This is a genomic window from Oryzomonas sagensis, from assembly GCF_008802355.1.
GTDB lineage: Bacteria > Desulfobacterota > Desulfuromonadia > Geobacterales > Pseudopelobacteraceae > Oryzomonas > Oryzomonas sagensis.
On record NZ_VZRA01000002.1, the window covers coordinates 594,566 to 606,669 of the forward strand.

General features: G+C 58.3%; 16 protein-coding genes. 8 read left to right on the forward strand and 8 right to left on the reverse strand.

The window, feature by feature from the left end; all coding sequences use genetic code 11:
• Positions 1 to 37 precede the first annotated feature (37 nt).
• Positions 38 to 610, reverse strand: coding sequence for a class I SAM-dependent methyltransferase (locus F6V30_RS10630; RefSeq protein WP_151156936.1), 573 nt, complete (start codon positions 608 to 610; stop codon positions 38 to 40).
• A 333-nt stretch (positions 611 to 943) separates the two neighbouring features.
• Between F6V30_RS10630 and F6V30_RS10635 the strand changes: the two genes are divergently transcribed.
• From F6V30_RS10635 to F6V30_RS10650, 4 genes are all read left to right on the forward strand, one after another.
• Positions 944 to 1,135, forward strand: coding sequence for a hypothetical protein (locus F6V30_RS10635; RefSeq protein WP_151156937.1), 192 nt, complete (start codon positions 944 to 946; stop codon positions 1,133 to 1,135).
• Positions 1,136 to 1,277: 142 nt separating this feature from the next.
• Entirely contained in the window at positions 1,278 to 1,529 is a 252-nt protein-coding gene (locus F6V30_RS10640; protein WP_149209830.1) for a hypothetical protein, read from the forward strand.
• Between the two features lie 18 nt (positions 1,530 to 1,547).
• A complete protein-coding gene (locus F6V30_RS10645; RefSeq protein ID WP_151156938.1) occupies positions 1,548 to 2,597 on the forward strand; it encodes a hypothetical protein in 1,050 nt (349 codons plus the stop codon).
• Positions 2,598 to 2,940: 343 nt separating this feature from the next.
• Complete coding sequence (locus F6V30_RS10650; RefSeq protein ID WP_151156939.1) at positions 2,941 to 3,570, forward strand: acetate uptake transporter; 630 nt, start codon at positions 2,941 to 2,943, stop codon at positions 3,568 to 3,570.
• A 267-nt stretch (positions 3,571 to 3,837) separates the two neighbouring features.
• Here F6V30_RS10650 and F6V30_RS10655 read toward each other — a convergent pair whose 3' ends face one another.
• From F6V30_RS10655 to F6V30_RS10675, 5 genes are all read right to left on the reverse strand, one after another.
• Positions 3,838 to 4,299 (reverse strand): hypothetical protein, encoded by a 462-nt coding sequence (locus tag F6V30_RS10655; protein ID WP_151128238.1) that lies wholly within the window; start codon positions 4,297 to 4,299, stop codon positions 3,838 to 3,840.
• A 260-nt stretch (positions 4,300 to 4,559) separates the two neighbouring features.
• Positions 4,560 to 4,883, reverse strand: a complete 324-nt coding sequence (locus tag F6V30_RS10660; RefSeq protein WP_151156940.1) for a low molecular weight protein tyrosine phosphatase family protein — start codon at positions 4,881 to 4,883, stop codon at positions 4,560 to 4,562.
• 113 nt (positions 4,884 to 4,996) lie between these two features.
• Positions 4,997 to 6,601: a thiolase family protein gene (locus tag F6V30_RS10665; protein WP_151156941.1), complete on the reverse strand. Its 1,605-nt coding sequence runs from the start codon at positions 6,599 to 6,601 to the stop codon at positions 4,997 to 4,999.
• A gap of 89 nt (positions 6,602 to 6,690) precedes the next feature.
• On the reverse strand, positions 6,691 to 7,554 hold the full coding sequence (locus F6V30_RS10670) for an NAD(P)-dependent oxidoreductase (protein WP_151156942.1): 864 nt from the start codon (positions 7,552 to 7,554) through the stop codon (positions 6,691 to 6,693).
• A gap of 135 nt (positions 7,555 to 7,689) precedes the next feature.
• Complete coding sequence (locus tag F6V30_RS10675; protein WP_151156943.1) at positions 7,690 to 8,346, reverse strand: endonuclease III domain-containing protein; 657 nt, start codon at positions 8,344 to 8,346, stop codon at positions 7,690 to 7,692.
• A gap of 77 nt (positions 8,347 to 8,423) precedes the next feature.
• On the opposite strand from F6V30_RS10675, the gene F6V30_RS10680 reads away from it, so the two are divergent.
• Positions 8,424 to 9,308: a PHP domain-containing protein gene (locus tag F6V30_RS10680; protein WP_151156944.1), complete on the forward strand. Its 885-nt coding sequence runs from the start codon at positions 8,424 to 8,426 to the stop codon at positions 9,306 to 9,308.
• Positions 9,309 to 9,927: 619 nt separating this feature from the next.
• On the opposite strand, the gene F6V30_RS10690 is transcribed toward F6V30_RS10680, so the two are convergent.
• Complete coding sequence (locus tag F6V30_RS10690) at positions 9,928 to 10,221, reverse strand: hypothetical protein (protein ID WP_191965656.1); 294 nt, start codon at positions 10,219 to 10,221, stop codon at positions 9,928 to 9,930.
• 302 nt (positions 10,222 to 10,523) lie between these two features.
• Here F6V30_RS10690 and F6V30_RS10695 point away from each other — a divergent pair, with 302 nt between their 5' ends.
• From F6V30_RS10695 to F6V30_RS10705, 3 genes are all read left to right on the forward strand, one after another.
• A complete protein-coding gene (locus F6V30_RS10695; RefSeq protein WP_151156947.1) occupies positions 10,524 to 10,994 on the forward strand; it encodes a hypothetical protein in 471 nt (156 codons plus the stop codon).
• A gap of 167 nt (positions 10,995 to 11,161) precedes the next feature.
• The gene (locus tag F6V30_RS10700; RefSeq protein WP_151156948.1) at positions 11,162 to 11,590 is read left to right on the forward strand and encodes a hypothetical protein; all 429 of its coding nucleotides are present in this window, start codon (positions 11,162 to 11,164) and stop codon (positions 11,588 to 11,590) included.
• Positions 11,591 to 11,678: 88 nt separating this feature from the next.
• A complete protein-coding gene (locus F6V30_RS10705; RefSeq protein WP_151156949.1) occupies positions 11,679 to 11,867 on the forward strand; it encodes a hypothetical protein in 189 nt (62 codons plus the stop codon).
• Here F6V30_RS10705 and F6V30_RS17105 read toward each other — a convergent pair.
• On the reverse strand, positions 11,864 to 12,104 hold a 241-nt coding region (locus F6V30_RS17105; protein ID WP_191965657.1), incomplete at its 5' end, for an ADP-ribosylglycohydrolase family protein. The genes F6V30_RS10705 and F6V30_RS17105 overlap by 4 nt on opposite strands.

Below are 12,104 nucleotides of genomic sequence, written 5' to 3' on the forward strand. Positions count from 1 at the left end.
GCTTCGCCTTTTGTTATGTCATGCCCTTAGGGGCTGCTCAACCCGCCTTCCTGAACAGCACCCGGGCCGTGGGCATATCCCCCTCCCTGAGCTCCACGCTGAACAGCACCTCACCCTCGAAGGCCCCAAATATCCTCTCAAGCTCACCATGGCGCAGGAAAAAGTCCGGGTTGTGGGTTGCCAGGAGCTGGGGCGATTCCAGGATGGTGTCGAACAGCAGGAGTCCCCCCGGCGCCAGGGCGTCGACCTCCTCGGGGATCAGGGGGCGCAGCAGGAAGTTGCAGTTGACGATCAGGTCATACTCTTCCCCGATGTGCCACCCTTCCAGGTCCTGTCGGCGGAAATCGATCTCCAGCCCCTCTGCCCGAGCCTGGCGCTCGCCCCTGGCGATGCCCACATCCGAGATGTCCAGTCCGGTCACCCGGAAACCGTGACGGGCCAGAAAGATGCTGTTGCGCCCCTCGCCGCAGGCCAGGTCCAGAGCCCGCCTGCCGGGGACCAGGCGTAGGATGCGCTCTATCTCCCGCTCCAGGAATGGGGAGGGGTGCCCCCCCTGATACGCATCCTCCATCCCGAAGCGCTGGTTCCACTTGATCCTGTCCGTTTCCACAGTCCCTCCGAATATTTGCATTTATGCAAAAGATCGTCACACGCTGTTTTGCACTTTTGCAAACAGGTCTGTGGCCATGCATACCACAACTAACCTATTGAAACAACGCTAGATCAAAAAGGATCATCTCGGTCGCCATTGGCGCCGCCCCGGGGCCGGGAGCCCTCGATGCCGACCTCTGTTTTTGCATTGCTGCAAAGCGTAGCCGGCATCCGCAGCCAGGTAATGGGCAAGGTGCTTGCAACTTGCCGTAATTGCTGGATAACACCTGCATGTATGATATTGGCACATCCTGTGCGTATACACTAGCGAACGCGGTACATGAGGACGCCAATGGGAAAAACGAACATCTGTCCATTTTACGGGAAAAACGATGATTACTGCGATGTGGGGTGCGGCTACATCTCGCCCCACGACGTGAACATGATCATCCGGTACTGCAGCGGCCGCCACACCGACTGCGCCAAGTACCTGGAACTGGCCGACAGATTTCCGCATGAATTGGTTCACCTGATCAAGTGCTGAGTCACCCCGCCATAACCATTCGATAAAAGGAGAACCGCCATGTTGTACCACCTGACGCTTCATCTGAACGGATTTCATCTTGCACTGTCCCTGACGGTCGCCATGCTGTTCATAGTCATTATCCTTGCAAAGGAGAAGAGAGATGAGCGAAAGAGAGCTTGAACTGTTGTCGAGGATCGAAGAGCTTGAGCGCCACACCTGGCGTAACAGCGCCATCCTGCGGGCGGTCGCCATGGTGTCCTTCACCACGATGATCGGCTTCGTGATCGCCTCCGGGGTCGTGGGCGGCGGGCACGGCAGCCACTGGTCCGGTCCGGCCTGGAACACCATGTGGCTCTACGGTCTGTTTGCGGCCAATGCGGTGTCGATGTTCTGGACAACCCACAAAGAATAACTCCGGAGGAATGCCGCCATGCCGATGAAAATCTCTCACGCAATCCTGCTCTTGGTGGTCTGCGTGGTCTGCGCCGCCTTCAATATGCAGCTCTTTTCCGGTTTGGACGAAATGATGGGGGACCAGTATTGGGTCATCGATTCCACCCAGGGCGACCACGGCTGGTACGCCATGGGACTTCTGCCCCACGTCAAGAAGGTGCCCAAGGATGTGGTCAAGGCGGCCAACACCGACCCCGCCACCAAGGAAAAATACATCATCTACGCCCAGAGCGGCGACTTTGCCGGCACGTCGGTCTACGGCATCTGTTTCGGCATCCCGCTCATCATGTACCTGATCTGGTTCGCCTTTATCATCGGCTTCCCGGACCGGGTCGATCCCTACCTCCTGCCACGCAGAATCTTCACCATCGCGGTGATCATCGGCTGCTCGGTGATCGCCAACCTGTTCCTGATGCGCATCGCCGCCGACTTCGCCCGCGACCCCATGTCCCGCATCGCCAACGTGGCCGGCAACCACGCTTCGCTGCTGTTCCACAACGCCGGTATCTGGTTCGCCATCCTCTTCTCGGCTCTGGGCACCCACGGCCACTCCTCCAACGAGGTGCAGGCCCCGGACAGCCGCAACTGGCAGACCCAGGCCAACGAGAAGTTCAACTGGATGTTCACCATGCTGGGGATCGTGACGGTCCTGGAGGTCGCCCTGGTGAAGAACAAGCTGGCCCTGCCCGATGCCGCGGTGGATTACTCGGTCTGGATCATCTGGGTGGTGATTTTCATGCGCATGTACGGCTTCTCTCCCAAGTACTGGGTCAAGCGCCCCACCGGCATCGCCATCATGGCGGTGGGCACCCTGCTGACCCTGCCGCTTTTTTACCTGCTGGAGCGGGCGACCGGAACCCTGGGAGCCGGTTTTGCCTCGCCGATCCTGGCCAAGGCCCTTGGTGCCGAGAACCAGAATGTGGGGCTGTCGCTGATGATCTCCATCTACTTGGTATTCTGGATGGAGTTTGCCGCCGCCATCCGCAGGAACGGCCCGGTCAAGAAGACCGTTGCCCAAAAAGCGTAGGCGCCATGGTTCCTGGCCGAGTTGAAGCCCGCAACCCTTGAGCAGGCATTATTGTCACATTTGCAAAACCCAATTTGCATTTTTGCGAAACGTCCGCCATAGCGACACATACAGCCCGAACTTGCAGGATTATGGTCGTTTGTATCGTCCCATTGAGTAAAACGGGAAAATTATTTTGCAATACTGCAAAACAAACAGGAGAGGGGGGATTGACATAACAAGGAGTAACACTTCGAAAACACGTATTATTTTTGTGATTACGGTATTATATAACGTTGGTATGTTTATTGCTGGTAAGTGGCAAAGAGCAAAATAAATATAACAAAGAAATGAGGAGGAAGAAATGAGCGACGTAAAACTGGGAAATCCTGCGGTTGTTGGCCTCGCTGGCTTTGGAATGACAACAATGGTGCTGCAATGCCATAACCTGGGATGGTGCGGTATCGCCCCTGTCCTCTGGCTCGGACTCTGCTTCGGCGGCTCCGCTCAGCTCATCGCCGGCCTGATGGAATTTAAAACCGGCAACAACTTCGGTTTTTGCGCCTTTACCGGTTATGGCGCTTTCTGGATTTCCCTGTGTCTGATGCTGATATTCGGAAAGAACCCGGACCTGGTCAAAGCCTATCCGACCCTCGCCTTCTCCGCAAACGATCTCGGCTTCTTCCTGGTAGCCTGGACCGTCTTCACCTTAATCCTCTTCATCGCCTCAATGAAGCACAACGCGACGCTGGCCTTCATCTTCCTCACCCTGCTCCTTGGCTTTATCGGTCTTGACCTGAAAGAACTTGCCGGCAGCGCCCTTGCCGGGACCTTCGCCGCTTACGACCTGCTTATCTGCGCCTTTTCCGCGCTGTACCTTATGGCGGTTGCCGTGTATGGCGAATCCGGCATTAAGCTTCCTGTCGGCGAGGCTTGGATCAAGGACAAGGCGCAAGCTGAGGAAAGCCTCGCTGCCAGTAAGGTTACCGCATAAGCATCTCCTTCCGGCTGCATCCCTCGAAACGGGATTGCAGAACCGGGAACCGTCCATATATGTGAAATATCAGAAGGGCCATGGCAACCGGCATGGCCCTTCTGATTTGTGCGCTTTCGGAGCGGGCGAATACTCTCGGGGACGGCGCTCGATGGCCGGTTTTTGAGAAGTGGAATAATGGCTGTCGCGGCGCTGGCGGCTCGTGCGCGGCCGGATCGCGGCGATGATGAATCGCCGGGAATGACGCAGAGTGTGGAGGCGGGTCGGCTACCACAGGTAAATGGATTTGTTGTCGAAGTAGCGCCGGTTGAGATACAGGAACACGTTCAGCATCAGGAACAGAACGAACACGCTGAAAGCATTGAGGCGGTAGTGGTGGTCGGGGACGATGGCCCCCGAAGTTGTGACGATCTGCTGGACGGGAAGCAGAAAGAGGTTGGCGATCCCATTAAAGCTGTTGATAAAATTGTAGGCGATGAGCAGCCAGAGGGTGAGCCGTTGCCGTTTCAGGATTCCGGCAATGAGGTATAAAGAGATGATACTGTCGGCAAAGGTTAAGGATTCGCTGGCATCCCCCGAGTACAGTTTCCCCATAAAGGGAAACGGTTCACCGAGGTGGGAAAGAGTCAAGAGCATGGAAAAGAGATAGACGCCGACCAGGGGGGCCAGCACAAAGTGTCTCCACCTCTCATCCGACACTACCACAGCCTTGTGATCGGTCTCTTTCAAGGTGCTCTCCTTTATCTGTCCGTTGATGCGGGGAATGCACCTACAGAGGCCATTACCGGCACGCCCGGTCTGCTCGACAGCCGATACGCTCTCTTCTACGGCATTCTCAAAAACAAATCAACGGAAAACTTACAGAATACCGGGCCTCGCGCAAGATGCGTTCACCATTTGCCTTCAATGGTAGGATAGTTTGGGAAATGTCAAAGTGGTGAGTTTGTGAGGGGAGGGCAGGGGGGGCGGGCGGTCATGTGGCCTCACCCTCACATCCTGACATACCGGGGCACCTTGGCCTCCAGTATCCTGATGAGTTCCGGGTCCATATACGCGTAGTTATCCGGGATATCCAGGACAACCAGCCTCGTCGTTTTGAATGCGGCTTTGAACCTGCGCGCTAGTTTGTCCCGGTGGATTCTTTCCATGCAGAAAACCACATCGGCCCATTCGATCACATCAGCGGATATGGGGGTTACGGCGTCATTGTTCGTGCCTGCCGAAAGCGCCTCGACGCCTGGGTAGGCCGAGAAGACGGTTTCGGCGGTGGGGCTGCGGAGTTTGTTCTGGCTGCATACAAAAAGAAGATTCAAGGTGGGCTCGCTTGGTTTATGGGAGTGGTATTTTTTGTCATTTGTACCAAATCCGTGATAGGTGAATTCATATCACAAGTACACCACATGAAGCATCAACAGTGCCATCTCATCTACCCCTTCCCAATCAGCCTCTTCCACCCGCTCCCGGCCAACTCCACCAACCCGTTGATGGTGCGGGTGTAGAACTTGCGCACCGGCATGCGGTTCACCAGGACCCGGTCGTCCTGCCGCTCCACGGAGATCGGGGCGCCCCGCTCGATGCCGGCCACCTGCTCGTAATGCTCCCCGTCGATGCCGAAGAGGAAACGGTACTTGACCCCCTCCAGTTTGCAGGCGACGATCAGGATCACCACCTCCGGCCGGCCGGTCCTGTAGTCGAAACGGGCGGTGGAGGTGACGAAGGAGCCTTCCACCAACGGCGTTGCCGCCAGGAGGGTATCCAGGGTCGCATTCTTGGGTTTGAGTTTCCCCAGGGAGGGGAGGCCCCACGGCTTGTACGGCTCGTGGCGGCGGGCATGGTACTGGTCGCTCCGCTCCAGAAGCGTCACCACGTTGTTGTTGATCGGGCCGCCGATGGAGTGGGACAGACCGGCGCTGAACCCCTGCTCTTGGATCAGGCGGTGGTTCTCCACGATCTGGATCATGCCGGTGGCCCCCAAGGGGTGGCCGCGTCCCTTCAGGCCGCCGGTCAGGTTGGTGGGGAAGGCCCCGGTGGGGCCGGTGAGGTCGTCGTCCAGCAGGGCGTCCATGAGGCGGTTGCGGCTGACGATCCCCAGGTCCACCAGGTTGATGGGGCCGAAGCCGTTGAAGGGGTCGTGCATGTTCACGTGCAGTTTCCCCTCCAGGGTGCGGATGTCCTTGATCCCGGCCATGCCGTAGGCGTACCCGGCGGCGATGACCGTGGCCGGGAAGGAGTGGAAGTAGTTGCGGTCGGCGATGGTGGGGATGTCGGTGGCGCTCCCCACGCCGCTTACCAGCACGTCCTGGGGTTTGGCGGTGAGGATGACCGCCGCCATGCCGTCGGACATGGGGCAGTAGTCGTGGTAGCGCAGGGGATACCAGTAGCGGTAGTTCTTGCCGCTGGCGATCTGGCGGTAGTACTCCTCCACCTCGATGGTGGCCCGCAGGTGGGCATCCGGGTTCTGGGCGGCAAAGCGTTGGCTCCGCTGGGTCAAGAGGGCCGCGTAGGCGGTCCACTCCTCGTCGGTCAAGTCCAGCCGCTCCTTGAGGGCCCGGGCCACCAGGGCGCCGCAGGCGGGCATGGTCAGGCCGAATTCCGATTCCTCCCGGTCGATCACCCCGGCGATGATCCGGGTCGATTCCGTGGTGGAGGCGTCGCTCATCTTCTGGATGCCGATGGCCAGCACGTGGTCGAAGCGCCCCGACGCCACCTCCAGGTAGGCGCTCTCGAAGGCCGAGGCCCCGGAGGACGAGGCCGTGTCCACCAGCACGGAGCGGGCCCCGGAGATGCCCAGAATCCCGGCGATCTTTGCCGCCGTGTTGTCCACGCCGGAAAACGCGGAAGGGTTCTGGCTCCCCACCACCACCGCCTCGATGTCGCGCCGCCGCACCGGGCTGCCGCCGAACACCGCTTCGCAGCGTTCGGCCATCTCCAGGAAGGAGAGGTTCTCCTTGTCCTTGCCGTTGTAACGCCCCACCGGGGCCATCCAGGAGGCGGCCACGTAGACCGGGCGAGGACGGAATTGGGTGCTCATGGTTTTTCTCCTTGTCGATACGCGAAGAGGCGTCCGGCCAGCCGGACGCCTCTTCGCGAGACCATGGGTCAAGCCGGGACAGGGGATTGCTAGCGCAACGCCTTGATGACCGCCGAGAAGTCTTCCTCACCCCAGCCGGCGTCCACCGCTTTTTCGTAGACCTTGCTGGCCGCTTCCGCCGTGGGCAGGTTCAGGCCCATGAGGCGGGCCGCATTCAGGACCATGTGGAGCTGTTCGTGGACGTATTTGAGCGCCAGGCTGCGCGTAAAATCGCCCCGGGCCATGGCCCGCCCCTTGAGGTGGAACAGGGGGGAGGCCACGCCGCGGGTATCCAGCACCTCCAGGATCTTATCGGCGGTGAAGCCCATCTTGTCGCCCAACACCAAGCCTTCCGCCAAGACCTGCACCAGTTCGGCCTGCACCATGTTGACGATGAACTTCATCTTGGTGGCGTCGCCCACCTCGCCCACATGGATGATGTTGAGGCCGAAGCAGGAAAAGGGTTCGCGGCATCTCCCCACCAGGGAGGGGTCGCCGCCGGTCACGATGGTCAGAAGCCCGTTGGCCGCATGCTCCTTGCTCCCCCACACCGGGGCGTCCAGGTACAGGACCCGTTTCTTGGCGCACTCGTCGGCCATCTTCATGGTGGTGTCCAGGGAGTGGGAACCCATGTCAGCCAGGATCGTGCCCCCCCCGATGCCGGCCAGGATGCCGTCCTCACCGAAGAAGAGATGCCCCAACTCCTCGCCCTCCGGGACGATGGCGATAACCAGGTCGCGGTCCCGGGCGGCTTCGGCGGCCGACGTTGCGGCCAGGGCGCCCAGTTCCACCAGCCCGCTCACGGCGGCGGGGTTCAAATCGAAAACCGTCAGCTCATAACTCCCCTTGGACAGGTTGGCGGCCATGTGCCGGCCAACGGTGCCAAGCCCGATGAATCCGATTTTTCTCAACATTCTTGCGCCTCCAGAGATAGCGTTATTATAGAGATGATGGGGGATTTTACCTAATAATCATAGCGCTGGCAACCAACAAATCATTATTCAAACGGTATTTTAAAGCAATGTGACGCGCAAACGGCGTAATCGGCGTCAGCGGGATTGGGCAACGCCGACGCGCGAGCAGAGATCGCTCAGGCGGCAGATGGAGCAGCGCGGCGATACGGGGTGGCAGAGGTTCTGGCCGAAGGCCACCAGCAAGTCGTTGATTTCGATCCAGTATTCCGGCGGGAGCAGGGCGCGCAGCGCCATTTCGGTGGCGTCGGGGTTCTTGGTCGCCACGTATCCCCAGCGGTTGCAGATGCGGTGGACATGGGTGTCGACACAGATGCCCGGCTTGCCGAACCCCAGGGTGAGCACCAGATTGGCGGTCTTGCGCCCCACGCCCCGAAAGGCGAGCAGCGCGTCCAGATCGTCCGGCACCCTGCCGCCGTACTCCGCCACCAGGCGGCGGGAGATCTCCAGGATCTGCTCGGCCTTGGTGCGGTAGAACCCGGCCGGGTAGATCAGGCGGGCGATCTCCTCTACCGGAAGCCCCTCCATCGCCTCGGGGGTCGGAGCGCGGTCGAAGAGCCGGGCGGAGGCCCGGGTCGTCACCTCGTCCTTGGTGCGCAGGGAGATGATGCAGGAGACCAGCACCTTGAAGGGGCTGCGGCTGGCTTCGGCAACCACGGTGACCGAAGGGGTGCGCCAGGCGCGGGCCTCTTCGCGCAGAATGCCTATGGCGCGGTGTATATCGTCCGGTTTCATGGCAAAATAGTACCCGAAGGCGGCAGGCCATGCAATAGCGCTTTTACTTTTCTGCGGGACCGGGCTACTATACCGGTATGACAACGGAACAAACCGCCTACATAGATCTGCACGTCCATTCCTGTTTCTCGGACGGCGCCTTTACCCCCTCCCAGTTGGTGGAGCGGGCGGCAACGGAGGGATTGCGCGCCATCGCCATTGCCGACCACGACTCGGTGGCCGGCGTGCCGGAGGGGATCGCCGCCGGGGCGGAACGGGGCCTGGAGGTGATTCCCGCCATCGAGCTTTCGGTGCAGTTCAAGACCTACAAGGATGTGCACCTGCTGGGATACGGCATGGATTGGGGCGACCATGGGTTTCTGGAGCAATTGAGCCGTCTGCGCGAACGGCGGGAGTTGCGGAGCCACGACATACTGGCGGCGGTGAACGAACGTCTGGCGGGGGAGGGGCGGGCGGTCATCGGGTTTGAGGAGGTGGCGATACATGCGCGGGGTGCCATCGGCAGGCCCCACATCGCCCGGGCCATGATCGGGCGGGGCTATGCTGATTCGGTCGAGGAGGCTTTCCGCCGTTATCTGGTCCCCTGCAACGTTCCCAAGCGCTACTGGCCCATGGACGACGCCATTGCCACCATCAGGCGGCTGGGTGGGGCAGCGGTCCTGGCCCACCCGACCAGCGTCAGCATCCTGAGTCCCGAGTTGCGCAGCATCATCACGGAATTGGCGGAGCTGGGGCTGGACGGCATCGAGGTGTTCAACAATATGGCGCAGCCGGAGGAGATGGCGGTGCTGCAACGGATTGCCGGGGACCGGGGGCTGCTGATGACCGGCGGCTCGGATTTTCACGGCATCGAAGAGGGACAGGAGCTGGGAAGGGGGAGAAACGGCATCCGTTTCGAGGATACCCTGCTCACCCCCCTGAAGACGCTCATTGAACGGCGCAGGCGCCAAGCCGATACCTGACCGTCCCCGGCCCCTCCTTGATAAGGAAGGGCCGGGAGTGGTCGATAGTAATGTCAGCTTGATTGCAAACCTGGAATGATCAGCTTCGGTCCTTGTATGCCTTGTAATTGACCATATTTTGTAACAAATTAAAAATAATCATAAAAATATAATTTATATTGAATTAGGTAGGACATAGGTAGGGCATGGCTGGATTTCGGCAATAAAAAAACCGGGGGCATCATTCGACACCCCCGGCTCTGATGATAACGTGTTGTGGACAGTCACAGCACAAATAAATTTCTGAATCTCGGTTGAAGTGAACGCTGGTACATCACCCGGCCCCGCCTGTCCAGTCTTGCAAAAGCCTCTTCGATCCTATCCGCTTCAACCTCGTTGCCTGTCCTCCAAGCCTGTGTCCTTGCTGCAACAAGCTCCATCCGCGTCATAGTGCTGTAGTTCATGGGGTAACCTCCTGAGATTGTATTTTAGCAATGGCCTTACCATTCCATAAAGACGTGTTATTGTCAAATAAGCCATCAATATCAATATGTTAAACATCTTTGATGCGCGAATAAAACACCCAAGATGATACCCCCCATGGGGTGTAGGGGGATGCCGGAAACGACCCCCACCCTTTTTATGGTAAAGGGTCCCATCCGGTATAATGGATGCTCTCTCTTTCCCGATGCCGAAACCCGCCAAGACGACGAGGGCCGCTACTGGCACCTGAAGCCGTCCCTGCCGCCATTACCGGAACTGCCCGGCGTTCACACTCGATGAAGTAGTCCCGGACTTCAAAGCCCTTGTCGGGCCTGGACATCTTGGCAATGTGCTTGGCCGAATCAGTGGTGAGATAGTATTCCTTGAGGTGCTTCATCCCGCCGGGGAGCTGCTCCCCTTTTTCGGTGAGCAGGTAGTTTCGGTTTTCCACAAGTCTTGCCCTGAAATCAGGCCCTTGATCCAGTTACTGAAGCCCCTAGAGATGCCAAAAAATCCATGGAGGCCCCTGACGTTGACGGTTTGGTGGCATTTCCTGGTGTTCCTGCCTGTCACTAGGGACGTGGTGCCCGATTTGTATTTCACGGTAAATTGCGGTAGTATCAGGGCCTTAACATCACCCACTGTCACCCGGCATGCCATCAAGGGGGCCTCATGCGATTTCTCTCACGGACCAAAAACAGAATGAACTCCTACCGCCAAAGCCAGTACGACAGCAGGGAGTTTATCATCTCCATGACCGACCGCGATTATGATGAGTTGCAACTATGTGATGCCGCGCTCAAGGTCTGGCTGCCGGAAAACATTATGAGGGTACTGTATGAAATCACCGTGCTGTTGGACATACCCATTTCAGACTTCATCAGGCAGTTGTTTTTCACTCACCTGTACGGCAGGTATGACCTGCTTGGTTACATCGAAAGAAGCAAACTCAAGTTTACCGACCCGGACCAGCCGTCACCGTGTGCCAAGACCATACCCACAGAAGTCGGTTTACCCTCCCCCAGAATCCCCCTGTCCTCCGACAGCAACAAAGTCATTGCCCTGAAGGTCTGCCTGCCTTCAGCAATGAAGCAGGGGCTTATCGACCTCGCAGACAAAAAGTATCAACCCGTTTCTGAATACGCCCGGCAACTAATAATTACCCACCTGCTAGGGCATCAAGCGCCATCCCCCGTCCACCTGGAGAATGCCGAAGAGGCTTAGGGTATCCCGCCAGCAGGTCCGTCTTGCTCCCTGAGTTAGGGGATCAATCAATTAATTTTCTAATGAGCGGGGATGTTCCACACGGCATTTTTCCACATGCTATCGTGTAGGCATGGCAAGCGCACTTTTGCGATTTAAGCCAAATTCACGGTTTATGGAGGTGCAACATGGAAAAATTCTTTTTGGTGGTTCTGGTCTCGTTGATGTTGGCAGCTTGCGGCGGTGGCAGTGGCGGCAGTTCAACCCCGGCAGTCCCGCCCAGCGTTGATGTAACCGGCACCTGGAAGGGCAGCTCAACGGAGAGCGCCTTCGGATCAAGTATTGCCACGTTTAACGCGGTACAGTCAGGTGCTGCCGTCACCGGCACCTATTCCAACATCTACGGCACCGGCTCTGTATCGGCAACAGTCAGTGGCGACACCATGTTATTCTCGATCAGCCCCACGGGATGCACAGGAACGCTTTCAGGAACAGGAACAGTGACAACGGATACCACGACCGGCCAGACAAAGATGGCCACGTCCTTCAGTGGTACTTACGTTTGCAATGGGACCACCTTCAATGACAGCGGCACGGGCAACCTTATTAAACAGTGAGAACGGAAAGGAGGGGAACACAATGCCAGCCAAGAACATGGGCAGGGACGACCAGCACTTTCAGAGGCTGATGGGGAGGGGCGGTTTAGTGACATCCGTGATCGGGCCAGGGAAGCCCGGTTCGCCCTCGGTGGCTCCGGCGCTGGACGAGAAGATGAGGACCAAGCGAAGCTCTCTCTCTCCAGCCCCGCAGTCAGAGATCGATCAGATATTCAAGGAAGCCAGGGAGCAGATGAGCGAGGAATATGAGCCGGAAGCGAAGGGCGACAAGCCCTAGCCCTTCATAAGCTCAAACAGCATCATTGCAACCGAAAGGGTGGAGTCAACATCCCCGGAGAAGTTCACACAGTACGTTATCAGCGATTCTCTGTTGTATGCCTTGTGAACACAGTACAGGGCATACCGTAGCGTATCTAACACCATGACATTGTTCGGGTACTTTTCAATGAACTGTTCCGGCGTCAACTCAATGAAGTCAAGCCCGGCAAAAGCATCAAGCCTGCTCTCGGCGGCA

Excerpts from the sequence above, each read along its gene's own strand:
- F6V30_RS10635 (WP_151156937.1), top strand. The coding sequence starts at position 944 with ATGGGAAAAACGAACATCTGTCCATTTTACGGGAAAAACGATGATTAC.
- F6V30_RS10640 (WP_149209830.1), top strand. The coding sequence starts at position 1,278 with ATGAGCGAAAGAGAGCTTGAACTGTTGTCGAGGATCGAAGAGCTTGAG.
- F6V30_RS10645 (WP_151156938.1), top strand. The coding sequence starts at position 1,548 with ATGCCGATGAAAATCTCTCACGCAATCCTGCTCTTGGTGGTCTGCGTG.
- F6V30_RS10650 (WP_151156939.1), top strand. The coding sequence starts at position 2,941 with ATGAGCGACGTAAAACTGGGAAATCCTGCGGTTGTTGGCCTCGCTGGC.
- F6V30_RS10665 (WP_151156941.1), bottom strand. The coding sequence starts at position 6,601 with ATGAGCACCCAATTCCGTCCTCGCCCGGTCTACGTGGCCGCCTCCTGG.
- F6V30_RS10670 (WP_151156942.1), bottom strand. The coding sequence starts at position 7,554 with ATGTTGAGAAAAATCGGATTCATCGGGCTTGGCACCGTTGGCCGGCAC.
- F6V30_RS10675 (WP_151156943.1), bottom strand. The coding sequence starts at position 8,346 with ATGAAACCGGACGATATACACCGCGCCATAGGCATTCTGCGCGAAGAG.
- F6V30_RS10680 (WP_151156944.1), top strand. The coding sequence starts at position 8,424 with ATGACAACGGAACAAACCGCCTACATAGATCTGCACGTCCATTCCTGT.
- F6V30_RS10695 (WP_151156947.1), top strand. The coding sequence starts at position 10,524 with ATGACCGACCGCGATTATGATGAGTTGCAACTATGTGATGCCGCGCTC.
- F6V30_RS10700 (WP_151156948.1), top strand. The coding sequence starts at position 11,162 with ATGGAAAAATTCTTTTTGGTGGTTCTGGTCTCGTTGATGTTGGCAGCT.